This window comes from Bradyrhizobium sp. CCBAU 53338, from assembly GCF_015291665.1.
Lineage (GTDB): Bacteria > Pseudomonadota > Alphaproteobacteria > Rhizobiales > Xanthobacteraceae > Bradyrhizobium.
In genome coordinates this window covers 349,218-373,902 of record NZ_CP030048.1, presented here as the reverse complement: position 1 = coordinate 373,902, position 24,685 = coordinate 349,218, and the positions used below count along the sequence as shown (strand labels likewise).

The following is a 24,685-nucleotide window of genomic DNA, read 5'->3' as shown; positions in this document are numbered from 1 at the left end:
AAGTAGTTCCGGGCTTATAGAAGCTTTCTAACCGCGCCGCCACAGCCACAATCGAACCCAGCAAGTCGCGAGCCAAAAATTCTGATGCGCTACCCCAAGATTTCCTGAGGCCTGGCTTTGAACGGGTTGGTACCAGGTCAGATGAAGCTGTCCGGACGCGGGGTGGTTTGCGTGCGGGGCGGCCGCGAGGTGTTTTCCGGGCTCGATTTCGAGGCGGTCTCCGGCGAAGCCGTGGCGGTCGTGGGACGCAACGGAGCGGGCAAGACCTCGTTGCTGCGGCTGATCGCCGGGCTGCTGATGCCGGCCGGCGGCACGATCGTCCTGCACGGGGGCGACACCGACATGACGCTGCCCGAGCAGTGCCACTATCTCGGTCATCGCGATGCCCTGAAGCCGGCGCTGAGCGTGGCTGAAAATCTGTCATTCTGGGCTGAATTTCTGGGCGGCGTGCGCTGTGACGCGACTGAGAGCCTGGCCACCGTCGGCCTCGACCATGCCACCCATCTGCCCGCCGCCTTCCTGTCCGCCGGCCAGCGCCGCCGGCTGTCGCTGGCCCGGCTGCTGACGGTCCGCCGCCCGGTCTGGCTGCTGGACGAGCCGACCACGGCGCTGGATGCCGCAGGCCAGGAGATGTTTAGCGGGCTCATGCGCGACCATCTGGCGCACGGCGGCCTGATCATCGCGGCCACCCATGGGCCGCTCGGCATCGAATCGCGGGAGCTTCGGATTGGGGGCGTGGCGTGAGGCGGTACGACCCTCAGTTTTCCAAGCGGCTAGGCACGGCTCCCTCCGTTCCCTCCCCCCTTGTGGGGGAGGGTCAGGGAGGGGGGTGCCACACGGGGACTTTCTCAGTCGGCCGACGTTCCTCTCTGCGATCAAGCGCACAATTTCCTGGGCTACCCCTCTCCCTCTCCCCCACCCTCCCCCGCAAGGGGGGAGGGAGCGCAGTTGGTCTGGAGTGCGAGCCGGGCGCTCACCTCGCCGCGGCCACCGGAGCCTCCCCATGACCGCTCTCTCCGCGCTCATCCGCCGGGACATCCGGATCGCGCTCCGCGTCGGCGGCGGAGCGCTGATCGGCGTGCTGTTCTTCCTGACGGTGGTCGTGCTGATGCCGTTCGCGGTCGGGCCGGACCTGGCGCTGCTGTCGCGGCTGGGGCCGGCGATCCTGTGGCTGGGCGCGCTGCTGGCGAGCCTGCTCACGCTGGACCGGCTGTTCATGGCCGACCATGAGGACGGCTCGCTCGACCTGATCACGATGAGCCGAACGCCGCTGGAACTCGCCTGCGCGGCCAAGGCGCTGGCGCATTGGCTGGCCGCGGGCCTGCCGCTGATTATTGCAACCCCAGTGCTGGGCCTCTTGCTCAATCTCGACATGGTCGCGACCGGCGCCGTGGCGCTGACGCTGCTGGCCGGCACACCTGCCCTGACCTTCACCGGCATGATCGGTGCGGCGCTGGCGGTGACGCTGCACCGGGGCGGGCTGCTGATGGCCGTGCTGGTGCTGCCGCTGTCGATCCCGGTGCTGATCTTCGGGGTTGCGGCCTCGCAGGCCGCGATCACCGGGCCGTTGTCATTCGGCGCGCCGTTCTCGATCCTCTGCGCACTGTCGCTGGTCAGCCTCGTGATCGGCCCGTTCGCGGCGGCGGCGAGCCTGAAGCATGGACTGGACTGAAATGGGCCGGTTGCCTTGACCCCGATCAACTTTCGCTGCGCGCTTTCATGCTGATTGCGTGAGCAGCCCCCGGTGATTATCAGGATACCATGTCGCTGATCGACCTCGCCAACCCCACCAGGTTCCTCGCGCTCTCGGCGCGGGTGCTGCCATGGCTTGTGGCCGCGACAATCATCCTGCTCACGATCGGCCTCTATCAATCCGCCGTTGCGCCCGACGATTATCAGCAGGGCGCGACCGTGAAGATCATGTTCATCCACGTGCCCAATGCGTGGCTGTCGATGTTCGTCTGGGGCGTGATGAGCGTGGCCTCGCTCGGCACGCTGGTGTGGAGGCATCCGCTCGCCGACGTCGCTGCGAAAGCCGCAGCTCCGATCGGCGCCAGCTTCACCTTCCTGGCGCTGCTCACGGGCTCGCTGTGGGGCCGGCCGATGTGGGGCACCTATTGGGAATGGGATGCGCGGCTGACGTCGGTGCTGATCCTGTTCCTGATGTATCTCGGCCTGATGGCGCTGTGGCGCGCGGTGGAAGATCCCTCGCGCGCGGCGCGCGCCGCGGCCGTGCTGACACTGGTCGGCGCACTCAATCTTCCCATCATCAAGTTCTCGGTCGACTGGTGGAATACGCTGCATCAGCCGGCCTCGGTGATGCGCATGGGCGGTTCGACGCTCGACAAGGCGTTCCTGATTCCGCTGCTGGTGATGGCGGTGGCGTTCACGCTGCTGTTCGTCACGCTGCATCTGGCTGCGATGCGCAACGAAATCTTGCGCCGGCGCGTGCGCTCGCTGCAGATGATGCAGGCGAGCCGCGTCGCGTTTTCGGTGGATCCGGGTTCGCGCCAGGAAAACGCGTCAGAAGGGGCTGCATAAGATGTCGCTCGGTCCATACGCCTCCTTCATCGTGACGTCCTATGTCGCGGCCGGAATCGTGGTCGCGCTCCTGATCGGCTGGGTCATCATCGACTATCGCAACCAGACGGAGCGCCTGCGCCAGCTCGAGCGCAGCGGCGTCACCCGCCGCTCCAGCCGCCGCGCTGTGGACACACCATGAGCGACCAAACGACCTCGGCACCGCCGCAGCGCCGCACCTTCCTGATGGTGCTGCCGCTGCTTGCCTTCCTCGGACTTGCCGTGCTGTTCTGGTTCCGGCTCGGCAGCGGCGATCCGTCGCGGATCCCCTCCGCACTGATCGGCCACCCCGCGCCGCAGACCGCGCTGCCGCCGCTCGAGGGATTGCAGGCCGGCGGCGCGCAGGTGCCGGGACTCGATCCCGCCGCGTTCAAGGGCAAGGTCAGCCTCGTCAATGTCTGGGCCTCCTGGTGCGTGCCATGCCACGACGAGGCGCCGCTGCTGACCGAGCTCGCCAAGGACAAGCGCTTCCAGATCGTCGGCATCAACTACAAGGACGCGCCCGACAACGCGCGCCGCTTCCTCGGCCGCTACGGCAACCCGTTCGGCCGCGTCGGCGCCGACGCCAACGGCCGCGCCTCGATCGAGTGGGGCGTCTACGGCGTGCCCGAGACATTCGTCGTCGGCCGCGAAGGCACCATCGTCTACAAGCTGGTCGGTCCGATCACGCCGGACAATTATCGGACGGTGCTGCTGCCGCAGATGGAAAAGGCGCTGAAGTAGTCATCGTCATTCAGGGCGATGCGACACCATCGAACCCGGAATGACTCCATCCGACTACCCCTTCCTGATATCCCCCGCCTCGGCCTCGCTGGTTTCCAGCGAGGCCGGCTCGACACCGTAACGCTTGGTCAGCGGCATCTGGGCGATGGCGAAGATCATGGTGATGGGCGTGACGCCGAACACCTTGAAGTTCACCCAGAAGTCCGTGCTCTGGGTGCGCCAGACGATCTCGTTCAGCACCGCCATGCCGGTGAAGAACAGCGCCCACCGCAGCGTGAGGATGCGCCAGCCCTGCGGCGTCAGGTTGAACATCTGGTCGAACATCACGGCGATGAAGGAGCGACCGAACAACAGGCCTCCGCCGAGGATCGCGGCGAACAGGCCGTAGATGATGGTCGGCTTGACCTTGATGAAGGTCTCGTCGTGCAGCACCAGCGTCAGCGTGCCGAACACCAGCACGATCACGCCCGTGACGATGGCCATGATCGGGATGTGGCGCGTCACCACATAGGACGCGATCATCGCCGCCACGATCGCGACCATGAAGGCGCCGGTCGCGGCAAACAGGTTGAACTTCGCATTGACGAAGAAGAACACGAGCAGCGGACCAAGCTCGGTCGCAAGCTTGAACAGCGGATGCGGCTGGGTCTTGTCCATTCTCTAGCTTTCGATTCCGGCGATCGCGCGGGCGAAATCGCGCGCGGTGAACGGCGCGAGATCGTCGACGCCTTCGCCGACGCCGATGAAATGCACCGGCAATTTGAATTTCTCCGCGAGCGCCACCAGGATGCCGCCACGCGCGGTGCCGTCGAGCTTGGTCATGACCAGGCCCGTCACGCCCGCGGTGCGGTGGAAGGCCTCGACCTGCGACAGCGCGTTCTGGCCGACGGTGGCGTCGAGCACGAGCAGCACCGCATGCGGCGCCGAAGCGTCCACCTTCCGGATGACGCGCACGACCTTCTCGAGTTCGTTCATCAGCTCGGCCTTGTTCTGCAAGCGGCCGGCGGTGTCGATCAGGAGCACGTCGATGGCCTGCTCTTTCGCCGCGGTCAGCGCATTGAAGGCGAGGCTGGCCGAGTCCGAACCCTGGGCGCCCGCGATGACCGGCGTCCTGGTACGTTCGCCCCAGACCTTGAGCTGCTCGATCGCGGCCGCGCGAAACGTGTCGCCGGCGGCCAGCATCACCTTGCGGCCTTCGGAGGCAAACTTTTGCGAGAGTTTTCCAATCGTCGTGGTCTTGCCGGAGCCGTTGACGCCGACCACGAGGATGACGAACGGCTTCCTGGACGTATCGATCTCGAGCGGCTTCGCCACCGGCGCCAGCACCTTCTCGACCTCGGTCGCGACCACGTCCTTGACCTCGTCGGCCGAGATCGCCTTGTCATAGCGCCCGGTGCCGACCGCATCCGCGATCCGCACCGCGACTTGGGTGCCGAGATCGGCGCGCAGCAGCACATCCTCGATGTCGTCGAGCATGGCGCGGTCGAGCTTGCGCTTGGTGACGAGGTCGGCAACCGCGGTCCCGAGCGAGGACGAGGTGCGCTTCAGCCCGTTGGACAGGCGGCGCCACCAGCTCAGCTTGGGGGGATCTGACGTGGTATCGTTCATGGCGGGCGTGTGTTAGCCGTTCCCGCCCCCAAACGAAAGTCTTGCAATTGCTCGATGTTCCCGAATTGACCGCCGATGAGATCCTGGGCCGCGTGCTCCACCGCGACGGCCTGATGCTGATCATCGACAAGCCGGCCGGGCTACCGGTACATCGCGGCCCCAAGGGCGGGCCCAATCTGGAGGACTCCTTCGACGCGCTCCGGTTCGGCCTGCCGCGTCCGCCGGTGCTGGCCCACCGGCTGGACAAGGACACCTCCGGCTGCCTCGTGCTCGGCCGCCACCGCAAGGCGACCGCCTCGCTCGGCCTCCTGTTCAAGCACGGCAAGATCGGCAAGACCTACTGGACCGTGGTCGAGGGCGGCCCTGCCGGGGACGAAGGCACCATCGACATGCCCCTCGGCCGGCTCAATGCGGAACGCGGCTGGTGGCAGAAGCCCGACCCCGAGGGACAGAAGGCGGTCACCAACTGGAAGGTGATGGGCCGGGGCGCAGGTTTCACCTGGCTCGCGATGGAACCGGTGACCGGGCGGACCCACCAATTGCGGGTGCATTCGTCCGCGACCGGCTGGCCGATCTTCGGCGACAACATTTATGGCAACGGCCCGCGCTTCGGCGAGCCGAAGCTGCATCTGCATTCCCGCGAGATCGTGGTCCCGATCTCCAGGAACAAGGAACCGATCCGCGTGGTCGCGCCGGCGCCACCCCACATGCACGAGAAGCTCAAGGCTTGCGGGTGGAACGGGGAATAGTGACCTCAAGGAGGCATGGTTTACGAAACGTTCAGTGCTCGTCGCTAATGATAGCGGTTGCTTAGAACAAGCTTCCCATCCGCTCAGGACGAGCAACGCGTCATGTCCACGGCCCAGCTATCGATCATCGACGAGGTCGAGTCCGCGATCCGGACCGGCTCGGCGGAAAAGGGCCTGGAGACCGCCCGGCGCGTCACCGACCTGTTCCTGTCCTCCGCCGGAAGCTTCAACGACGAGCAGGTCGCGCTGTTCGACGACGTGCTCGAGCGGCTGATCGGCACCATCGAGCTGCGCGCCATCGCCGACATGGGCGCGCGCATTGCGCTCGCCGAAATCAGCGCCCAGCTCGCGCCGATCGCGCAGGCGCCGCCCTCCGTGATCCGCCGCCTCGCCAACAACGACGAGATCCGCATCGCAGGTCCCGTGCTCCAGGAATCCGCCCGCCTCGACGAGGACGATCTGGTGAAGATCGCCTCCAGCAAGGGCGAGCCGCATCTGCTCGCCGTTGCCGGTCGCTGGTGGCTGAAGGAGATCGTCACCGACGCGCTGTTGGCGCGGCGCTATCCCAGCGTCAGCAGGCGCCTTGCCACCAATCCCGGTGCGCGCATGTCCGGAAAGGGATTCGCGGTCATCGTTGGACAAGCCGAAAGCGATCCCGAGCTCGCCGTGAGCATCGGCGTCCGCGTCGACCTGCCGTCGGATCTGCGCCGCCGCTTGCTGCGTTCCGCAACGGATGCCGTCCGCACCCGCCTGCTGTCACGCGCGCCGCCCGATCTGTTCGAGGAAATCCAGAGCGCGATCGCCGCCGTCACCGTCGGTGTCGAGCGCGAGATGTCGGGCGTGCGCGATTTCGAAGGCGCCAAGCGGGCGATCGCAAATCTCAAGGCAACCGGCCAACTCAACGAGGCGACGCTGCTCGGCTTCGCGAGACATCGGCGCTACGAGGAAGCCGTGGCTGCGCTGGCGGCGCTGTCCGGGTCGACCGTCGAGGTGATTCGCCCGCTGATGCAGAGCCTGCGCGAAGACGGCCTGCTGGTGCCGTGCAAGGCGGCGCTGCTGAGCTGGGAAACGACAGCCGCCGTGCTCGAAAGCCGGTTTGCGACCGGCGCGATGAAGCCGGCGGATCTTGCGAGGGCGCAAAACAATTTCGCACGTATGTCGCCGGAGAATGCGCGGCGGACGCTGCGCTTCTGGCAGGTGCGGGCGTCGTAGCTATGTCGTGAGCCGCTCGCCGTCGCTGCCTGCGATCGTCAACGGCACGACGCTACCGACGCGCTCGCCTGCAATCGCCACCGGCAGATAGTGCTGGGTACGCCCCTGCCCTTCGCTCTCGATCAAGACATCGCGCGTTGCGCCGATCTCGGCCTGCAGCCGCAGCCGTAACGCAATTTCGCCGGCGGCGCGAAGGCACCTCGCGCGTTCCTTGATCGCCGGCGCCGCCACCTGCGGCATCCTTGCAGCCGGCGTGCTGGGGCGCGGCGAATAAGGGAAGACGTGCAGGAACGTCAGTCCGCATTCCCCGACCAGATCGAGCGAGCGCGAAAACATCTCCTCGGTCTCGGTGGGGAAGCCAGCGATGATGTCGGCCCCGAAGACAATATCCGGCCGCAGGCGGCGCACCTGATCGCAGAATGCGATCGCATCCTGGCGCGAATGCCGCCGCTTCATGCGCTTGAGGATCATGTCGTCGCCTGACTGCAGCGACAGATGCAGATGCGGCATCAGGCGCGCATCGTCGGCGATGGCATCGAGCAGGTCGCCATCTGCCTCGATCGAATCGATCGAGGAGATGCGCAGCCGCTTCAGCTCCGGCACGTGCCGCAGGATCTGCTTCGTCAGCAGGCCGAGCTTCGGCGCGCCGGGCAGGTCCGTGCCGTAACTGGTGAGATCAACTCCGGTCAGCACGATCTCGGCATGGCCGCGCTCCACCAGCGTCCGCACCTGATCGACCACCGCGCCCATCGGCACCGAGCGTGAATTGCCGCGGCCATAGGGAATGATGCAGAAGGTGCAGCGATGGTCGCAGCCGTTCTGCACCTGCACGAAGACGCGCGGCAGGCCGCTCGCATAGCCGCCGATGAGATGCGGCGCCATCTCCCTGACAGCCATGATGTCGCTGACGGCGATTTTTTCGCTGGTGCCAAGATCGAAGGCGTTGCGCGTCTCCTGCCACGCGGAGCTGCGCATCTTGTCGTCGTTGCCGACGACGCGGTCGACCTCGGTCATGCCGGCAAACATCGCGCTTTGGGTTTGCGCCGCGCAGCCGGTGACGACGATGCGCGCATTGGGCCGCTCGCGCTTCAATTTGCGGATCGACTGCCGCGCCTGCGCCACCGCCTCGTTGGTGACGGCGCAGCTGTTGATGACGATGGTGTCTTCGAGCCCCGCGCTCTCCGCCTTGCTGCGGATCACCTCGGCCTCGAAGGCGTTGAGGCGGCAGCCGAAGGTGACGATGTCGACGGCCATCAGCCGGCCGGCGCGAACAGCGCCGGATCGAACTTGCCTTCATATTCGAAGGTCGCCGTACCCGTCATCAGCACGTGGTCGTCGCGCTCGCGCCATTCGATGCCGAGCTTGCCGCCCGGCAGCGTCATCTCGACCTTGCGCTCGGTGCGCTTCAGCCGCGCAGCTGCAACCGCGGTCGCGCAGGCCGCCGAACCGCAGGCACGGGTCAGCCCGGCGCCGCGCTCCCAAGTGCGCATGGTGATGTGCTCGCGATCGACGATGTGGGCGAGCGTGATGTTGGCACGGTCGGGAAAGATCGGATGATTTTCCAGCAGCGGACCAAAACGCTCGAGATCATAAGCGTTGACGTCGTCGACCCAGAAGATCGCGTGCGGATTGCCCATGCTGACCACGGACGGCGAATGCAGGATCGGATTGTCGATCGGTCCGATCTGCAATTCGATGTAGCGGGTATCGCGAAACTCTTCCGCCAGCGGAATGTCCTGCCAGCCGAACTTCGGCACGCCCATGTCGACGGTGTAGAGATCGTGCGCCGGGCCCTGCCAGGCATTGAGCAGGCCGGCCGCGGTCTCGAAGGTCGCCGTGGTCTGTCCGCTCTTCTCGAAGATCCGGCGCACCACGCAGCGCATGCCGTTGCCGCAGGCGCCGGCCTCCGAACCGTCATTGTTGTAAATGCTGATGAACGCTTCGGTGCCGTCGAGCCGCGGCTTCTGCAGCACCATGAGCTGGTCATAGGGCACGCCGCCCTGCGCGGATGCGACCGCCCGGGCATCATCAGGCGTGATGCGGCCGGCAGAATCGCGCATGTCGACGACGACGATCTCGTTGCCGATGCCGTTCATCTTGGCGAATGCGTGGTTGGCCAGCGCGCTCATGAAAATTCCCGAATTTTGCCTGCCTTATATGGCGATCCTGACCGGCTTGGCCAGTGATTTGGCTGCGGCAGCCCGAGCGGACGGCCATGATGAACTGCCATGACGCATCTGTCATGGGACGAATTTGGCGCCCGCGTGTTAGAATCGCGCGGTTCGCGCGATCAGGGATGCGCGACCGGATTTGGGCTTTGGGAGCCAAAGCCTTGGGGAGAATGGAATGATTGGGTTTCGTCGTCTTGCTCTGGCCGCGCTGATCCCGGCAGCGGCCTTGTCGCTTGGCCTGTCCGGCGCCCTCGCGCAGACCCCGAGCCCGGCGCCGGCCGCCTCGGCAAGCCCCTCACCGTCCCCGCCGGCCTCGCCGTCCCCGGCCGCAAGTGCTTCGCCCGCGCCGGCGGCAACGCCGTCTCCGTTGCCTTCCCCTGCGGCCAGCGCCTCACCAAGCCCCGCAGCACCGCCGCCCGCAGCGGCTGCCACTCCGGCCCCGGTGCAGACCGCCGATCCCTTTGGCCAGGAGATCACGCTCGAGGCCAAGAAGGTCGTGATGGTCAAGGGCACCGCCAATTGGGACTCGGCCTTCGACACCCTGGTCGACGCCTTCAAGACGCTGAACGCGCTGCTGGACAAGCAGGGCATCAAGCACGCCGGCAATGCGATGATCGTCTACACCTCGACTGACGACACCGGCTTCACCTTCCTCGCCGAGATCCCGGTCGATCAGGACCCCAAGAACCTGACCAAGGACATGAGCATCGGAAAATCGCCGGAGGGCAAGGCGCTGAAATTCGTCCATCGCGGCTCCTACGACAACATGGACAACACCTATGAGGCGATCACCAATCACCTCGACGACAAGAAGCTGGAAGCCAAGGACACCTTCATCGAGGAGTACCTCACCGACCCCCTCAAGACGGCCGAGGACAAGCTCGTGATCAACGTATTCGTGCCGCTGAAGTGAGACCGATGATTAAGCCTGCCACCCTCGCCGCCATCTTCGCCGCCGCGCTGCTGGCATCGCCCGCATTCGCCGATGATTTCCCGTCCGCCATCACCGTCAGTGGCGAGGCGACCGTCTCGGCCGCGCCCGACCTCGCGCAGATCGATGCCGGCGTCGCCAACGACGCCAAGTCGGCGAAGGAAGCTTCCGACGCCAACAACGCTGCGATGGGCAAGGTGCTGCTGGCGCTGAAGGGCGCCGGCATCCCGGAGAAGGATTATCAGACCTCGCGCCTGTCGCTGCAGCCGCAATATGCGCCGAACCGCTCGACCGGCGCCTCGCCCGTGGTCGGCTTCCGCGCCTCCAATCGCGTCACCGTCAAGATCCGCGACGTGACCAAGGTCGCCGGCGTCATCGACACGCTGGTCAGCGCCGGCGCGAACGACATCGGCAACATCTCGTTCGAGGTGACGCAGGCCTCAAAGCTGCTCGACGATGCCCGCGAGCAGGCGGTCGCCGATGCGCGCCGCAAAGCGGAGATCTACGCCAAGGCGACCGGCGTCACGCTGGGCGCGCCGCTCAGTGTGTCCGAGGGCGGCGCTCCAATGCCGCTGTTCAAGGGACGCATGGCCGCAGCCCCGATGGCCGCGCCTGCTGCCGTTGCGCCGGGCGAGGAAACGCTGGCGGTAACGGTGAACGTGAGCTGGTCGATCAAGCCGAAAGAGCAGTAGCTCTCGTGTCCCGCCGCGCTGCGTCCGGGGCGCGAGCTGTATGTGCAGAGACTACTAAATCTCCATCACCTGCCCTGGCTTCATCGCCACGAACCGCTCCTGCGGAATCTTCGCAGCGTCGAGCGCTTCCACCAGCGCCTTGGCCGGTGCGTCGATCGCCTCGTCCGTCAGCTGGAACGTGCCGTGATGATGGCCGAGCGCCTGCTCCGCGCCGCAATCGGCAAACGCCTTCACCGCGTCCTCCGGGTTCATGTGCTGGTCGCGCATGAACCAGCGCGGCTCGTAGGCGCCGATCGGAAGGATCGCAAGACGCAGCTTTCCGTGCCGCTCGGCGACGCGGCGAAAATGCCTGCCGTCGCCATAGCCGGAATCGCAGACGACGTAGATTTTCCCGGCCGGCGTCTCCAGCACGAAGCTCGCCCACAGCGCCCTGTTGCGATCGAACATGCCGCGCGCGGTCCAGTGCCGTGTCGGCACCAGCGTCGCGGCGATGCCGTTGCCGAGCTCGACGCGTTCGTGCCAGTCGAACGCTTCAGCCTTGATCGTCGAATCGTAGCTCCGCATCGTCACATCATTGCCGAGCGGGGTGACCACGCGCGGCGCGAAATTCTTGGCGAGCCGCGACAGCGTCGCGATGTCGAGATGATCGTAGTGACCGTGCGACACCAGCACGATGTCGATCTTCGGCAGCTCGTCAAAGGCGATGCCGGGATCGTTGTGCCGCTTCGGCCCGGCAAAACTGACCGGCGAGACCCGCATCGACCAGACGGGATCGACGAGGATGTTGAGGCCGCCGGTCTGGATCAGCCAGCTGGCGTGACCGACGAAGGAGAGTCGCACCTTGCCGCCGTCGACACGCTCCGGCGGGGTGTCGGCGTGGGGGCTCGGGGCCCAATCCGGCCATTTCGTTCGCTCCCGCCCGCCGCCGAACTGCCAGCGCAGCACCTCGCCAAGGGATTTCGGCGGCACGCCGTCCGGATCGAAGAAGTTCAGACCATCGAAATGGTCGGAGACCGGGCCGTCATAGGTTTTCATGCGGGATATCCAGAGGGGAACGCCGACCAGCGCGCCAGCCCCGGCAAGCAGTCCGAACAGCGGCGACGGGTGATCAGCACGGGGCAGGCTTCTAGGGACGATTGGGATGGTAAGTCATCACCGCTATATGGGCGGAGCCGCCGAAAAAGGAACCCGTGGCCGGAAATGCCCTGCTTTCAAGGCCTTACCCTGGCAAGGGCGTCCTGCGCGCCTAACTTTCCTTGACTTTTGGGCGTGAGCGGCGTTTAACCCCGCGACTTTCTCGGAAAGGCTTTCTTTTCGACCCGCCGACTGGCCCTTGAGGCCAGAGGTCAACGCCCGACAGCGCGATGCGCCCTCGGGCGCAAAGGTGTTTGGAAGATCGCCATTCTGGCGAGCAGGACAAGGACAACGGCATTGTTCGACAATCTGTCGGAACGGCTTGGTGGCATTCTCGATCGTCTGACGGGGCGCGGTGCGCTGACCGAAAAGGACGTCGATGCCGCGATGCGCGAGGTGCGCCGCGCGCTGCTCGAGGCAGACGTCGCGCTCGAAGTCGTACGCAGCTTCACCGAGCGCGTCCGCGAGCAGGCGATCGGCGCCACCGTCGTCAAGTCGGTCACGCCAGGCCAGATGGTGGTCAAGATCGTCCATGACGAGCTGATCAACACGCTCGGTGCCGAAAGCCAGACCATCGACGTCAATTCCGTGCCGCCGGTGCCGATCATGATGGTCGGCCTGCAGGGCTCGGGTAAGACGACCACCACCGCCAAGCTCGCCCGGCGCCTGGTCCAGCGCGACAAGCGCAAGGTGCTGATGGCCTCACTCGACGTCTATCGCCCGGCGGCGATGGAGCAGCTCGCGGTGCTCGGCCGCGATCTCGACATTCCGACGCTGCCGATCGTCGCGGGACAGCAGCCGCCGCAGATTGCGAAGCGCGCGCTGGAGGCCGGCAAGCTCGGCGGCTACGACATCGTGCTACTCGACACCGCCGGCCGCACCACGCTCGACGAAGAGATGATGGCGGAAGCGGCTGCGATCAAAGCCGCAGCCAATCCGCATGAAGTTCTGCTGGTTGCCGATAGCCTCACCGGCCAGGACGCCGTGAATCTGGCGCGCTCGTTCGACCAGCGCGTTGGCCTCACCGGCATCGTGCTGACCCGCGTCGACGGCGACGGTCGCGGCGGCGCCGCGCTGTCGATGCGCGCGGTCACCGGCAAGCCGATCAAGCTGATCGGCACCGGTGAAAAGACCGATGCGCTGGAAGATTTCCACCCTGATCGTATCGCCGGCCGCATCCTCGGCATGGGCGACGTCGTGTCGCTGGTCGAACGCGCTGCCGCCAACATCGACGCCGAGAAGGCCGCGCGCACCGCCGAGCGCATGCGCAAGGGTCAGTTCGACCTCAACGACATGCGCGAGCAGCTGCTGCAGATGGCGAACATGGGCGGCATCAGCGGGTTGATGGGCATGATGCCCGGCATCGCCAAGATGAAGAACCAGATCGCGGCCGCCGGCATCGACGACAAGATCCTGAAGCGCCAGGTCGCGGTGATCGATTCCATGACGCGCGAAGAGCGCCGTCATCCCGATCTGCTCAAGGCCAGCCGCAAGAAGCGCATCGCCGCTGGCTCCGGCCAGAGCGTCGAGCAGGTCAACAAGCTCTTGAAGATGCACCGGAACATGGCCGACGTGATGAAGGCCATGGGCTCGGGCAAGCGCGGCCCGCTCGCCGGCATCGCGCAGGCGATGGGCTTTGGCGGCGGCATGAAGATGCCGTCTCCCGAAGAGATGAAGGCGCTGCAGGAGAAGATGCAGAGCGGCGGCGGACAGGGTCTGCCGAGCCTGCCGAAGGATTTGCCGCCTGGCCTTCGCACCGGCCTGCCGAACCTGCCCGGACTGACCGGGCTGAGCGGCAAGCCGACGCTGCCGGGTCTCGGCGGTTTCCCGGGCAAGAAGAAATGAGGAAATCGTCGCGAGGGTCGTAAGTTGTCCCGCGCGGCGCGAAATACCAATCAACCGAACAAAACGTACTTTGCAAACCACACTTTCAAGGAGAACTGAATGTCCGTCGTTATCCGCCTCTCCCGCGCAGGCACCAAGAAGCGTCCCGTCTATCACGTCGTCGTCGCCGACTCGCGTTTTCCCCGCGATGGCCGCTTCATCGAGCGTCTCGGCTATTTCAATCCGCTGCTGCCGAAGGACAACGAAACCCGCCTGAAGCTCGACATGGACAAGGTCAAGGCCTGGCTCGCCAAGGGTGCGCAGCCGTCGGACCGCGTGATGCGCTTCCTCGATGCCGCCGGCGTCAAGAAGCGTGAAGCGCGCAACAACCCCGAGAAGGCCGTGCCGCGCAAGGAGCGCAAGGCGCAGGCCGAAGCCGCCGCGAAGGGCTGAGGCTAGGCCATGTCGGCGCTGATCTGCGTCGCGCGGATCGGCGCCGCGCATGGAGTACGCGGCGCGGTCAAGTTGTGGACCTTCACCGAAGATCCATTTGCCGTGAAGCGCTACGGGCCGCTTCTCTCCAAGGACGGCAGGCGCCAGTTCGAACTGGCGCAGGTCCGCGAAGCCAGGGACCATCTGGTCGCGACGTTCAAGGGCATCGCGACCCGCGATGAGGCGGAGCGCCTCAACGGCATCGAACTCTACGTCGCGCGCGAAAAGCTGCCCGCGACCGATGAGGACGAATATTACCACGCCGATCTGATCGGGCTCGCCGCCGTCACCACGGATGGCGACGAACTCGGCCGCGTGCTCGCGATCCATAATTTCGGCGCTGGCGACATCATCGAGATCGCGCCGCTCAAGGGCGCGACGATGCTGCTGCCGTTCACCAACGCGGTGGTGCCGGAGGTCGACCTCAAGGGCGGCCGCGTCGTGATCGCGCTGCCGCAGGAGATCGAGGGTGACGAGCCCTCCATGAGCCGTCCCCGCGAAGGCGGCGACCCGTAACCACGGGCCGTGGTTTTTGGCTAAGCTGACTGACATGACCAATCCCTCACCCTGGCGTGCAACAGTGCTGACGCTGTTTCCGGAAATGTTTCCGGGGCCGCTCGGCGTGAGCCTCGCCGGCCGGGCGCTGGCCTCCGGCCTCTGGCAGATCGAGGCGCGGGACATCAGGGCCTCCGCCACCGACCGCCACCGCAGTGTCGACGACACCCCGGCCGGCGGCGGGCCGGGCATGGTGCTGCGGGCGGATGTCCTGGCCGCCGCAATCGATGCCGCCGAGATCGCTCCCGATCGCCCGCGCCTGCTGATGAGCCCGCGCGGTCGGCCATTGACCCAGGCCCGTGTCGCCGAGCTTGCCCGGGGCCCCGGCCCGCTGGTCGTCTGCGGACGGTTCGAGGGCATCGACCAGCGGGTGATCGACGGGCGCGGGCTGGAGGAGGTCTCGATCGGCGATTACGTCCTGTCAGGGGGCGAAATCGCCGCGTTAGCGCTGATCGACGCCTGCGTCCGGCTGCTGCCGGGCGTGATGGGCAAGGAAGCCTCGGGAACCGAGGAGAGCTTTTCGGACGGCCTGCTCGAATACCCCCAATACACCCGCCCGCAGCTGTTCGAGGGGGTTCCGATCCCGGAGATCCTGACCTCCGGGGACCACGCCAAGGTCGCCAGCTGGCGGCGGGCGCAATCCGAGGCCCTGACCGCGGCCCGGCGACCTGATTTATGGGCGCAAATCCCGCCGAAAACCCCGAATCGGCCCGGACGCCAAAAAACGCCAAAAAACAAGACAGACGGGTGACAAACGCTCCGGCTTGCCTTATAGGAGCGCCCACATCCGCAATGGCTGGATAAACGAATTTCGCGCAGCCCCCGTTTCCAAGGCTGGGCGCGCCGATGGAGATTTACCCATGAACCTGATCAAGCAGCTCGAGCAAGAGCAATTCGACAAGCTGTCCGCCGGCAAGGACATTCCGGAATTCGGTCCCGGCGACACCGTGATCGTCAACGTGAAGGTCGTCGAAGGCGACCGCACCCGCGTGCAGGCCTATGAAGGCGTTTGCATCGGCCGTTCCGGAGGTGGCCTCAACGAGAGCTTCACCGTCCGCAAGATCTCCTACGGCGAAGGCGTCGAGCGCGTGTTCCCGGTGATGTCGCCGATGATCGACTCGATCAAGGTGGTGCGCCGCGGCAAGGTGCGTCGCGCCAAGCTCTATTACCTCCGCAACCTTCGCGGCAAGTCGGCCCGCATCGTCGAGAAGACCGAGCACGCCAAGGCCGTCAACGAGTAAGCTTCGCGACCAGACGAGTTTTCGAGAGCGCGGGGCAAAACCCCGCGCTTTTTTGTTGCGTCAGCCGTGCGCGTCAAACCACTCGCGCTTCCAAATCGGCCTGCTATATATTCCTGGAATGTTTCCAGATCCGACCAGCTTCGTAAGCCCTCAGCGCATCGTCATCGACGATCGCTCGCGGCTGCCCGGCCGGTTCTTCGGACGTTTCGCGACCTCGGCAACGTCAGAGCTTACGCGCGCAGCCTAAAAGCTGCGTTGACGATTTTGTTGCCCGCGCGCGAGCCGCGCTCAACTGCTTCACACATTCCTTCGGAGCTCAAGCTCATGTCCAAGCCGACCACCCTGTACGACAAGATCTGGAACGACCATCTGGTGCACGAAGCCGAGGACGGCACCTGCCTGCTCTATATCGACCGTCACCTGGTGCACGAAGTGACCTCGCCGCAGGCGTTCGAAGGCCTGCGCGCGACGGGGCGCAAGGTGCATGCGCCCGAGAAGACGCTCGCCGTCGTCGACCACAACGTGCCGACCACCGACCGCACCAAGCCGAACCCGGATCCGGAGAGCATCGAGCAGATCAAGGCGCTGGCCGAGAACGCCAAGGAATTCGGCATCGAATATTACAACGAGTTCGACAAGCGCCAGGGCATCGTCCACGTCATCGGCCCCGAGCAGGGATTTACGCTGCCCGGCACCACCATCGTCTGCGGTGACAGCCACACCTCGACGCATGGCGCGTTCGGCGCGCTCGCGCACGGCATCGGCACTTCGGAAGTCGAGCACGTTCTGGCGACGCAGACGCTGATCCAGAAGAAGGCGAAGAACATGCGCGTCACCGTCGACGGCAAGCTGCCTGAAGGCGTGACGGGCAAGGATATTATCTTGGCCATCATCGGCGAGATCGGCACGGCCGGCGGCACCGGCTACGTGCTGGAATACGCCGGCGATGCGATCCGTTCGCTCAGCATGGAAGGCCGCATGACGGTCTGCAACATGTCGATCGAAGGCGGCGCTCGCGCCGGCCTCGTTGCACCCGACCAAAAGGCCTACGACTTCCTGCGTGACCGTCCGAAGTCGCCGAAGGGCGCGGCCTGGGACGCGGCGATGCGCTACTGGGAGGGCTTGCGTTCCGACGAAGGCGCGCATTTCGACCACGAGCTGCGCCTCGATGCGGCAAAACTGCCCCCGATCGTGACCTGGGGCACGAGCCCCGAAGACGTCATCTCGATCACCGGCATCGTGCCCGACCCCGACAAGATTGCGGATGAGGCCAAGCGTCTCTCCAAGCATCGCGCGCTGAAATATATGGGCCTGACGGCGGGAACGAAGATCACCGACATCAAGCTCGATCGCGTCTTCATCGGCTCCTGCACCAACGGCCGCATCGAAGATTTGCGCGCCGCCGCGAAGATCGCGGAAGGCAAGCAGGTCGCAGGCAGCGTCAACGCCATGGTCGTGCCGGGCTCCGGCATCGTGAAGGAGCAGGCGGAAGCCGAGGGTCTCGACAAGATCTTCATCAAGGCCGGCTTCGAATGGCGCGAGCCCGGTTGCTCGATGTGCCTCGCGATGAACCCGGACAAGCTGAAGCCGGAAGAGCGCTGCGCTTCGACCTCGAACCGCAATTTCGAGGGACGCCAGGGCTTCAAGGGCCGCACGCATCTGGTGTCGCCGGCGATGGCGGCGGCAGCCGCGATCGCGGGTCACTTCGTCGACGTCCGGGATTGGCGCTGAGCCACTCCCTGCAATTGTAGTGATCGCGGCAAACGGTCGTTAAGCGGCTTCGCCCACACTCTCGTCCTCGCGACGGTTTCCGCGGGGACGAGAGCCATGGCCAACAAGCCTGAATATGTCGACCTGATCGGCGATGCGACCCGCCAGCACCGGCGGCGCACGACGCGCTTGCCGATCGTCGCCAAGCCCGAAGCCGAGGAAACCTCGAAGCTCAGCCGCTGGCCGCCGGCCATGTTCAGGAAATGGAAGATCGAGACGCTGATGCGGTGGAAGGCGACCTCGTGGAATGTGAAGGGCTGGCTCTAGAAACAAAGGGCGCCCGAGGCGCCCTTTCATTTCGACCGCACTTACCAATATCGGTACGGATAGTGCCAGCGGTGCCAATGATGCCAGCGGCAGATGCGGCGCGGGCCGTAATAGGTCCAGACGATCCGGCAGCGGCGCGGATAGTGGTAATAGGGATAGTAGCCGCCGTAATAATGGCGCCGGTGGAAGTGGCGATAGCCGTAATACGGCCGATAGTAGCCGCCGCCCCAATGACGATGATAGCCGCCATAATGGATGCCGCCGTAGCGCATCCCGCCGCCATGGAAGGCCGGCGCGGCGCGGAAGCCGCCGCCGTGGAAACCACCGAAGTGACCACCGCCGCCGTGGAAGCCGCCGAAATGTCCGCCGCCACCATGCCCACCACCGCCGCCGCCGTGGCGGACCTGGATCATCATGTCATCGCTTGCAGCCTTCGCCGCGGGCAGCGCGGTCGGATTGATCGGCGTCATCGCTTCAGCGCGACGCGCGGTCCCCGACGACAACATCAGAACTGCAAATGCGGCAAGCCCGAGCAAGCGCAGCGAACTGGTCGCTGGGCCCAATCTCCTCAACATGGAATGTCTCCCTGAATGTGGACAGCGAAAATTGCGGCGCAGCGGTCTCGCGCCATCGCTGTCCAATTGCAGTCGCTCCCGAGATTAAACTTAAGAACAGGGACGTGAACGCGCCATGAACGAGCGAGTGGCTCGCGTCACCAGAACGGCCCGTAGCCGATGACGAACGGCGCGGGCACACCGTAGGGATAGGGACGGTAGTAAACGGGCCGCGCGTAATAATGCGGATCGGGGCGCGGCGTGTATCGCGTGATGTCGTATCGCGCATGCCGTCGCCCATCGAACAATGCGCGCCCGGCGGATGCGTCCGGCAGCTTCGTCAGCCTGTGCGCGGCGGAAGCCTGAGACAGGCTCGCAGCAAGCCCGACGGCAACGGCCAGTGCGATCCATCTCGCCATGACGATCTCAGCCGCGGCGCCAGTAGCAGCTCATATGCGGCGTGATCACGGTGCCGCTGGGCCTGTGTTCCTGCACATAGGCGACGCTGCATTCGCGGACCGCATCGGGGCCCGGATTGTAGCGTGGATAAACGCCGTCTGGAGTGTAGTAGGGCGTGACGCGCAGGCGCGTCTGGGGCCGCCTGCGCGGCGGCGGGATGTCGTCGGGTGAGGCGGCCTGGGCCATACGGACTTCCGTGCCAACCGTCTGCGCTTGGGCACCACTCTCGCCAAACTGCGAAAACAACCCCATGCACAGTAGAACCAGTCCCGCTGTTCCTGCCCGCATTTCACACCACCCAGCTCAGCCAACCCCTTGAGGCGCCGTACGCTCCTCGTTTTCGCGCGCGACGTCAACTCTTCGCCCGGTCCCATAAAGCCAGATGCATCGCCGCGGAACCCGCGGTAAGAGAGGCGGATGTGGACGGACCTGAAAGCGCCCTCGCTGGCCGAGATGGAAATGACGGCGCACGACATTTTCGAGCGCCTGCCGGCGGAGTTTCGAAAGCTCTGCGAAGGCCTGATCATCCGCGTCGACGACTTCCCGACCGAGGAGGTGCTCGACGAGATGGAATGCGAAAGCGAGTTCGACCTGCTCGGCCTGTTCCAGGGCATCGGCCTGCCCCAGCAGAGCTTTGGCGACGTGGCGCGGCTGCCCAACATGGTCTGGCTCTACCGCCGGCCGATCCTGGACTACTGGGCCGAGCACGACGAAAGCCTCGGCCATATCGTACGCCACGTCCTGATCCACGAGATCGGCCACCATTTCGGCCTGTCGGACGACGATATGGCCGCGATCGAGGCTCAGGCAGGGTAGGACGGTCCCGGTTCACCTCTCCCAAGGGAGAGGTGCAATCCCGACGTCGCACCAGACCGGCCCAGCAGACGAGATCTGCCCAATTGGGCCTAGGATTCGGCCTGCGATCGCGATAAATACGCGGTCCCTAACCACTCTCGGGAAGCGCAACCATGGACAAGTTCACCACGCTGGAAGGCGTCGCGGCGCCGCTGAAGATCATCAATGTCGACACCGACATGATCATTCCGAAGCAGTACCTCAAGACCATCAAGCGGACCGGGCTTGGCAAGGGGCTCTTCTCCGAGCAGCGCTACAAGGACGACGGCAGCGAGAACCCGGATTTCGTCCTCAACCAGCCCGCCTATCGCAACACGAAGGTGCTGGTGGCCGGCGACAATTTCGGCTGCGGCTCGAGCCGCGAGCACGCGCCCTGGGCGCTGCTCGACTTCGGCATTCGCTGCGTGATCTCGACCTCGTTCGGCGACATCTTCTACAACAACTGCTTCAAGAACGGCATTCTGCCGATCCGCGTCTCCCAGGAAGACCTCGACAAGCTGTTCGACGACGCCGAGCGCGGCGCCAACGCGACGCTGACGATCGACCTGCCGAACCAGGAGATCCGCGGTCCCGACGGCGGCAAGGTCAAGTTCGAGATCGACCCGTTCCGCAAGCACTGCCTGATCAACGGTCTCGACGACATCGGCCTCACGATGGAGAAGAAGACCTCGATCGACACCTATGAAGAGAAGCTCAAGCACGAACGCGCCTGGGCTTAACCCAAGATTTTCGTTCAAGCCCCGGCGCGTCATCTGCGCCGGGGCTTTTTCTTTGCCTCGATTATCCCGTATAGCTCCGCCTCATGCTGCCCGAGATCGTCACCTTCTGGCATGGCCCGATGGACGCGCTGCGCCAGACCTGTCTGCGCTCGCAGCTCGCGGCCGGCCACAAGGTCACGGTCTACAGCTTCGATACCATCCCCGGCCTGCCCGCAGGCGTCGACAACGCCGATGCCGAAGCGATCCTGCCGCACACTTTCTCCGAACGATTGCGGCCGCCGCAGCCGGACGGCAGCTGGCGCGACTGGACCACGCTCCAGTTCAGCGACTTCTTCCGCATGAAGCTGATGGCGAAGAATCTCGGCCTCTGGCTCGATGCCGACGTGCTGCTGCTCAAACCCGTCGAGATCGATCCGGCAAAGCCTTACTTCGCCTGGGAGCGGCCTCGCCAGCTCGGCAACTCCGTGATCTACCTGCCGCCCGAGCACGGCATCGTCACGGCGTTCGAAGAGCTGATGGAGCAGGAGGAACTGACACCGAACTGGCTGTCGGTTCGCCACCGCATCACCTTCATGATGCGCCGCCTGCGCGGCGGCTCCAACCGGCTCTCCGATATTCGCGTCGCAATCTACGGGCCGGCCGCGCTGACCGCGCTGGCGCGCCGCACCGGCGAATTGAAGAATGCGCTGCCGAAACAATCGTTCTACGCCGTGCACGCCGAGCCGAAACTGTTCTTCGATCCCTCCAGCTATCTCGGCCTCGTCACCAACCCCGAGATCATCGGCCTGCACATCTCGCCCAAGGGCCGCGGCGGCGAGAAGCCGATTCACGGCAGCCTCTATGCCTGGGCGACGGAGCGGTTTGCGTAGTCTCCGCGGAGGTGGTGCGCCCCCTCTCCCGCAGCGGGAGAGGTGCAGCGGAGAGGCAGCGCCCCCCTTCCCAATTTGATCCAGCGCAACGCGCTCCTGCATCATTGTGCCTAGTCTTGCTGCCATCGCACGACCCTAGGGAGCTTCGCCATGAGCACCGCAAGCAGGCCTTATCCGATCGTCCAGGACCTCATCGAGTCCTTTGCCGGCTGGCTGAAGCATCGCCGCGAGTTGAACGAATTGCGCCAGCTCGATCGCTCGGATTTCGACCGGATCGCCAACGATCTCAGGATCGCGCCTGACGACCTCGAGGAGCTGGTCCGTCACGGCCACCACTCCGCCGACGAGCTGCCGAAGATGCTGAAGCAGCTCGGCATCAACGAGGAGCGGCTCGGTCAAGTGCAGCCGCTCCTGCTGCGGGACATGGAGCGGGTCTGCTCGCTCTGCGAGCACAAGGCGCAATGCGACCGTGACCTCGCCGACGGCACCGCTGCGGAGAACTATCACGGTTATTGCGGCAACGCCGCGACGCTGGAATCGCTCGATCGCACTGAGGTCGCGCCGCGCTGAGGCGGCGCGAGAGGCCTCGTGAGAGCCGTTCTCGCCCATCCTCTCGATGGCGCTGTGACCAGGCATGCGGGATGGGTATGGTATCGAGCATCTGGCTCGAACCATCGCGCATGACCAATATCGCCAAGAGCGGAACGAGGAAGCGGCGGTGGCGTTACCGCCTGGCAGTTGTCCTGCTCACCTATTTGGCTCTCGCTTACTTTCTTGCGCCCCTGCTGTGGATCCACCACGAGCGCGAGGCTGGGCTCGCATCGTTGCCGATGGTCACCAGGACGTCGGACGACATCCCCGCTGATCCCCTGAACGTTGGACTTGTCGGCAGTGGCGAGGACGTCGTCCGCGCCATGAACGCGGCCGGATGGTTTGCGGCCGACGCCGTGACACTGCGCTCGAGCATCGAGATCGTCGGGAGCGTGGTGCTGGATCGGCCCTATCGCAATGCTCCCGTCAGCCCGCTCTATTACCTGGGCAAGAAGGAGCAATACGCTTTCGAGAAGCCTGCAGGAAACAGCGCGGATCGGCGCAATCACGTCCGGTTCTGGAAGGCCCTCGAGCATGGCGATGACGGCCGCCCAGTCTGGCTCGGCGCAGCGACTTTCGACCGGGGTGTCGGGCTAAGCCACGACACGGGACAGGTGACCCATCACATCGATGCCAACATCGATGCCGAACGAGATCTCCTGATGACCGACCTGCGCGAGGCACGTGTTGTCAGCAATTTCTTTCAGATCTCTGGCATAGGCCCGACGATGTTCGGCCGAAACGGTGGCGGCGATCCCTACTATACCGACGGCGAGATACACTTTGCCGTCCTGGTGCCAGGAGCGGCAAACGGACCTGCCGATCCGCCCACCATTCCACCGCCCGCTCTCATCGCCTTGAAGGATGCCATATGGCACGGCATCGCTCCCAAAGCCGACAGCAGGCGTTAGCCCTTCCCCATCGCAGCAATCGCATCCGCGATCTCGATCGTGCGCCGCGCCATGTCGGCGTGCAGCCGCTCCACCATGGCGCCGTCGAGGCGGATCGCGCCGCGCGAGACGTTTTCCGGCAACTCGAATGCGGCGATGATTTTTCGCGCGCGTGCGACTTCCTCTTCGGGCGGGGTGAAGATCGCGTTGCAGGCCTCGATCTGCGAGGGGTGGATCAGGGTCTTGCCGTCGAAGCCGAGGTCGCGCGCTTGCGCGCATTCGGTGGCGAAGCCGTCGGGGTTGGCGATGTCGCTATAGGGGCCGTCGAGGATCTCGAGGCCGGCGGCGCGCGTCGCCAGGATGCAATGGGTGATCATCGGGATCATCGCGGCGCGGCCGGGCAGCATCTTGATGCGCGTCTCGCGCGAGATGTCGTTCGGGCCGAACACGAAGCCTGCGAGGCGGCTCGATGGGTCGCGTCCAGCCTCGGCCAGTTCCTCGGCATGCAGCACCGCGCGTGCGGTCTCGATCATCGCCCAGACCTTCACTGATGACGCGGCACCGAGTCCGGCGAGGTCGCGGCCAATGGTCTGGAGATCCTCGATGCTTGAAACTTTAGGAACCAGGATGCCGTCGGGCGAGGCCTTGGCGGCCATCGCGACGTCATCGGCCCACCATTGCGTGTCGAGGCCGTTGGTCCGGATCAGGATCTCGCGCCTGCCGAACCCTTTTGCAGCGATCGCGGCGGCGATGCCGTCGCGTGCGACCGCCTTGGCATCAGGGGCCACGGAATCTTCCAGATCGAGAATGAGGCCGTCGGCTGCGAGATTCCGCGCCTTTTCAAGGGCGCGAGGGTTGGAGCCGGGCATGAACAGATGGCTGCGGCGCGGGCGGGTCATACTGACATTCCTTCCGGTTTCCCTCGGGCTCTTCTAGCCGGAGGCGATAGCATCTGGCCTGCCTATTCGAAAGGCTTGTTCACGCTACCGGTATATGATTAGGCATAGGCCATGATCACATTCCCGAAGTCCTTGCTGGACGGCTACAACGCCTTCGCCACCAACCGGTTGCCGGCCGAGCAGCACCGCTATCGCGAGCTGTCGGTGAAGGGGCAGTTCCCGGAAGTGATGGTGATCGGCTGCTGCGACAGCCGCGTCGCGCCCGAGGCCATCTTCGATGTCGGTCCGGGCGAATTGTTCGTGGTTCGCAACATCGCCAATCTGGTACCGACCTATCAGCCCGACGCCAACGCGCACGGCGTCTCGGCCGCGCTGGAATATGCCGTGACGGTGCTGAAGGTGAAGCACATCGTCATCCTCGGTCACGCGCAATGCGGCGGCATCCGCGCCTTCATCGACAAGATCGAGCCGCTCACGCCCGGCGACTTCATCGGCAAATGGATGCAGATGTTCATCAAGCCCGGCGAGGTGGTCGAGCAGCGCGACCACGAGAGCATGGCGCAATTCGTCGAGCGCATCGAGAAGGCCGCGGTGTTCCGCAGCCTGGAAAACCTGATGACGTTCCCGTTCGTGCGCAAGGCCGTCGAGAGCGGCCAGATGCAGCTGCACGGCGCCTATTTCGGCGTCGCGGAGGGAACGCTGTTCGTGCTGGACAAGGCGAGCAAGGAATTCAAGAGCGCGCGGAGCGTGGTGTAGGGCGCCGTTCTCGAAGGTTCGTAGGGTGGGTTAGCCTTGCAATTGCGCGAAGCGCAATTCGCTGGGCGTAACCCACCACTTCTGTCACCGCGGAAACGAAAGAGCTGGGTTACGCCGTGCGGACTGCGCTTCGCGCAGCCGCGG

At 65.2% G+C, this 24,685-nt stretch carries 31 protein-coding genes; 22 read left to right on the top strand and 9 right to left on the bottom strand.

Translation table 11 applies throughout. From position 1 onward, the window contains the following. The first annotated feature begins 141 nt into the window (after positions 1–141). The 5 genes from ccmA (at position 142) to XH90_RS01810 (ending at position 3,303) form a co-directional block, all read left to right on the top strand. Positions 142–744, top strand: coding sequence for a heme ABC exporter ATP-binding protein CcmA (ccmA, locus tag XH90_RS01830; RefSeq protein ID WP_194478936.1), 603 nt, complete (start codon positions 142–144; stop codon positions 742–744). Positions 745–1,003: 259 nt separating this feature from the next. Then, on the top strand, positions 1,004–1,672 hold the full coding sequence (ccmB, locus tag XH90_RS01825) for a heme exporter protein CcmB (RefSeq protein ID WP_194478935.1): 669 nt from the start codon (positions 1,004–1,006) through the stop codon (positions 1,670–1,672). Positions 1,673–1,761: 89 nt separating this feature from the next. Continuing rightward, positions 1,762–2,541 carry a heme ABC transporter permease gene (locus tag XH90_RS01820; protein ID WP_194478934.1) on the top strand — a complete coding sequence of 260 codons (780 nt, stop codon included), beginning with the start codon at positions 1,762–1,764 and terminating at the stop codon, positions 2,539–2,541. Between the two features lies 1 nt (position 2,542). Beyond that, positions 2,543–2,722 carry a heme exporter protein CcmD gene (gene ccmD / locus XH90_RS01815; protein ID WP_194478933.1) on the top strand — a complete coding sequence of 60 codons (180 nt, stop codon included), beginning with the start codon at positions 2,543–2,545 and terminating at the stop codon, positions 2,720–2,722. Then, positions 2,719–3,303, top strand: a complete 585-nt coding sequence (locus XH90_RS01810) for a DsbE family thiol:disulfide interchange protein (RefSeq protein ID WP_194478932.1) — start codon at positions 2,719–2,721, stop codon at positions 3,301–3,303. The genes ccmD and XH90_RS01810 overlap by 4 nt, the downstream gene beginning before the upstream one ends. Positions 3,304–3,357: 54 nt before the next feature. Here XH90_RS01810 and XH90_RS01805 read toward each other — a convergent pair whose 3' ends face one another. Then, positions 3,358–3,960 carry a septation protein A gene (locus tag XH90_RS01805; RefSeq protein ID WP_194478931.1) on the bottom strand — a complete coding sequence of 201 codons (603 nt, stop codon included), beginning with the start codon at positions 3,958–3,960 and terminating at the stop codon, positions 3,358–3,360. A gap of 3 nt (positions 3,961–3,963) precedes the next feature. Next, positions 3,964–4,911, bottom strand: a complete 948-nt coding sequence (gene ftsY / locus XH90_RS01800; RefSeq protein ID WP_194478930.1) for a signal recognition particle-docking protein FtsY — start codon at positions 4,909–4,911, stop codon at positions 3,964–3,966. 47 nt (positions 4,912–4,958) lie between these two features. Between ftsY and XH90_RS01795 the strand changes: the two genes are divergently transcribed. Both XH90_RS01795 and XH90_RS01790 read left to right on the top strand, forming a co-directional pair. Next, a complete protein-coding gene (locus tag XH90_RS01795; protein ID WP_194478929.1) occupies positions 4,959–5,660 on the top strand; it encodes an RluA family pseudouridine synthase in 702 nt (233 codons plus the stop codon). 102 nt (positions 5,661–5,762) lie between these two features. Continuing rightward, the gene (locus XH90_RS01790; RefSeq protein ID WP_194478928.1) at positions 5,763–6,872 is read left to right on the top strand and encodes a DUF2336 domain-containing protein; all 1,110 of its coding nucleotides are present in this window, start codon (positions 5,763–5,765) and stop codon (positions 6,870–6,872) included. Here XH90_RS01790 and mtaB read toward each other — a convergent pair whose 3' ends face one another. Further along, positions 6,873–8,126, bottom strand: coding sequence for a tRNA (N(6)-L-threonylcarbamoyladenosine(37)-C(2))-methylthiotransferase MtaB (mtaB, locus tag XH90_RS01785; protein ID WP_194478927.1), 1,254 nt, complete (start codon positions 8,124–8,126; stop codon positions 6,873–6,875). After that, positions 8,126–9,001, bottom strand: coding sequence for a diaminopimelate epimerase (dapF, locus tag XH90_RS01780; protein WP_194478926.1), 876 nt, complete (start codon positions 8,999–9,001; stop codon positions 8,126–8,128). The genes mtaB and dapF overlap by 1 nt, the downstream gene beginning before the upstream one ends. A gap of 217 nt (positions 9,002–9,218) precedes the next feature. Between dapF and XH90_RS01775 the strand changes: the two genes are divergently transcribed. Further along, positions 9,219–9,956, top strand: coding sequence for a GyrI-like domain-containing protein (locus XH90_RS01775; protein WP_194478925.1), 738 nt, complete (start codon positions 9,219–9,221; stop codon positions 9,954–9,956). 5 nt (positions 9,957–9,961) lie between these two features. Further along, positions 9,962–10,666, top strand: a complete 705-nt coding sequence (locus XH90_RS01770) for an SIMPL domain-containing protein (protein WP_194478924.1) — start codon at positions 9,962–9,964, stop codon at positions 10,664–10,666. 54 nt (positions 10,667–10,720) lie between these two features. Here XH90_RS01770 and XH90_RS01765 read toward each other — a convergent pair whose 3' ends face one another. Next, entirely contained in the window at positions 10,721–11,701 is a 981-nt protein-coding gene (locus tag XH90_RS01765) for an MBL fold metallo-hydrolase (protein WP_194478923.1), read from the bottom strand. Between the two features lie 396 nt (positions 11,702–12,097). Here XH90_RS01765 and ffh point away from each other — a divergent pair, with 396 nt between their 5' ends. From ffh to XH90_RS01730, 7 genes are all read left to right on the top strand, one after another. Continuing rightward, complete coding sequence (gene ffh, locus XH90_RS01760) at positions 12,098–13,645, top strand: signal recognition particle protein (protein ID WP_194478922.1); 1,548 nt, start codon at positions 12,098–12,100, stop codon at positions 13,643–13,645. Between the two features lie 99 nt (positions 13,646–13,744). Next, positions 13,745–14,077: a 30S ribosomal protein S16 gene (gene rpsP, locus XH90_RS01755; RefSeq protein WP_194478921.1), complete on the top strand. Its 333-nt coding sequence runs from the start codon at positions 13,745–13,747 to the stop codon at positions 14,075–14,077. A 9-nt stretch (positions 14,078–14,086) separates the two neighbouring features. Then, positions 14,087–14,632 carry a ribosome maturation factor RimM gene (gene rimM, locus XH90_RS01750; RefSeq protein WP_194478920.1) on the top strand — a complete coding sequence of 182 codons (546 nt, stop codon included), beginning with the start codon at positions 14,087–14,089 and terminating at the stop codon, positions 14,630–14,632. 34 nt (positions 14,633–14,666) lie between these two features. Beyond that, the gene (gene trmD / locus XH90_RS01745) at positions 14,667–15,422 is read left to right on the top strand and encodes a tRNA (guanosine(37)-N1)-methyltransferase TrmD (RefSeq protein WP_194478919.1); all 756 of its coding nucleotides are present in this window, start codon (positions 14,667–14,669) and stop codon (positions 15,420–15,422) included. A gap of 109 nt (positions 15,423–15,531) precedes the next feature. Beyond that, on the top strand, positions 15,532–15,912 hold the full coding sequence (gene rplS, locus XH90_RS01740) for a 50S ribosomal protein L19 (protein WP_092233923.1): 381 nt from the start codon (positions 15,532–15,534) through the stop codon (positions 15,910–15,912). A 324-nt stretch (positions 15,913–16,236) separates the two neighbouring features. Further along, on the top strand, positions 16,237–17,643 hold the full coding sequence (gene leuC / locus XH90_RS01735; RefSeq protein WP_194478918.1) for a 3-isopropylmalate dehydratase large subunit: 1,407 nt from the start codon (positions 16,237–16,239) through the stop codon (positions 17,641–17,643). A 96-nt stretch (positions 17,644–17,739) separates the two neighbouring features. Next, complete coding sequence (locus XH90_RS01730; protein WP_194478917.1) at positions 17,740–17,949, top strand: hypothetical protein; 210 nt, start codon at positions 17,740–17,742, stop codon at positions 17,947–17,949. Positions 17,950–17,990: 41 nt separating this feature from the next. On the opposite strand, the gene XH90_RS01725 is transcribed toward XH90_RS01730, so the two are convergent. From XH90_RS01725 to XH90_RS01715, 3 genes are all read right to left on the bottom strand, one after another. Continuing rightward, positions 17,991–18,524 carry a hypothetical protein gene (locus tag XH90_RS01725; RefSeq protein ID WP_194478916.1) on the bottom strand — a complete coding sequence of 178 codons (534 nt, stop codon included), beginning with the start codon at positions 18,522–18,524 and terminating at the stop codon, positions 17,991–17,993. A gap of 137 nt (positions 18,525–18,661) precedes the next feature. Beyond that, a complete protein-coding gene (locus tag XH90_RS01720) occupies positions 18,662–18,922 on the bottom strand; it encodes a hypothetical protein (protein ID WP_194478915.1) in 261 nt (86 codons plus the stop codon). 7 nt (positions 18,923–18,929) lie between these two features. Further along, positions 18,930–19,214 (bottom strand): hypothetical protein, encoded by a 285-nt coding sequence (locus tag XH90_RS01715; protein ID WP_194478914.1) that lies wholly within the window; start codon positions 19,212–19,214, stop codon positions 18,930–18,932. A 165-nt stretch (positions 19,215–19,379) separates the two neighbouring features. Between XH90_RS01715 and XH90_RS01710 the strand changes: the two genes are divergently transcribed. The 5 genes from XH90_RS01710 (at position 19,380) to XH90_RS01690 (ending at position 22,907) form a co-directional block, all read left to right on the top strand. Then, positions 19,380–19,778, top strand: a complete 399-nt coding sequence (locus XH90_RS01710; RefSeq protein WP_194478913.1) for a metallopeptidase family protein — start codon at positions 19,380–19,382, stop codon at positions 19,776–19,778. A 152-nt stretch (positions 19,779–19,930) separates the two neighbouring features. Next, positions 19,931–20,536 carry a 3-isopropylmalate dehydratase small subunit gene (leuD, locus tag XH90_RS01705; RefSeq protein ID WP_194478912.1) on the top strand — a complete coding sequence of 202 codons (606 nt, stop codon included), beginning with the start codon at positions 19,931–19,933 and terminating at the stop codon, positions 20,534–20,536. An 83-nt stretch (positions 20,537–20,619) separates the two neighbouring features. After that, complete coding sequence (locus XH90_RS01700) at positions 20,620–21,405, top strand: hypothetical protein (RefSeq protein WP_194478911.1); 786 nt, start codon at positions 20,620–20,622, stop codon at positions 21,403–21,405. Positions 21,406–21,555: 150 nt separating this feature from the next. Continuing rightward, positions 21,556–21,975 (top strand): DUF6455 family protein, encoded by a 420-nt coding sequence (locus XH90_RS01695; protein ID WP_194478910.1) that lies wholly within the window; start codon positions 21,556–21,558, stop codon positions 21,973–21,975. Between the two features lie 71 nt (positions 21,976–22,046). Beyond that, positions 22,047–22,907, top strand: a complete 861-nt coding sequence (locus XH90_RS01690) for an LssY C-terminal domain-containing protein (RefSeq protein ID WP_371748294.1) — start codon at positions 22,047–22,049, stop codon at positions 22,905–22,907. On the opposite strand, the gene XH90_RS01685 is transcribed toward XH90_RS01690, so the two are convergent. Next, the gene (locus XH90_RS01685; RefSeq protein ID WP_194478909.1) at positions 22,904–23,785 is read right to left on the bottom strand and encodes a CoA ester lyase; all 882 of its coding nucleotides are present in this window, start codon (positions 23,783–23,785) and stop codon (positions 22,904–22,906) included. The two genes, XH90_RS01690 and XH90_RS01685, sit on opposite strands and share 4 nt — an antisense overlap. 111 nt (positions 23,786–23,896) lie before the next feature. Between XH90_RS01685 and XH90_RS01680 the strand changes: the two genes are divergently transcribed. Beyond that, the gene (locus XH90_RS01680; RefSeq protein ID WP_194478908.1) at positions 23,897–24,541 is read left to right on the top strand and encodes a carbonic anhydrase; all 645 of its coding nucleotides are present in this window, start codon (positions 23,897–23,899) and stop codon (positions 24,539–24,541) included. Positions 24,542–24,685 lie beyond the last annotated feature (144 nt).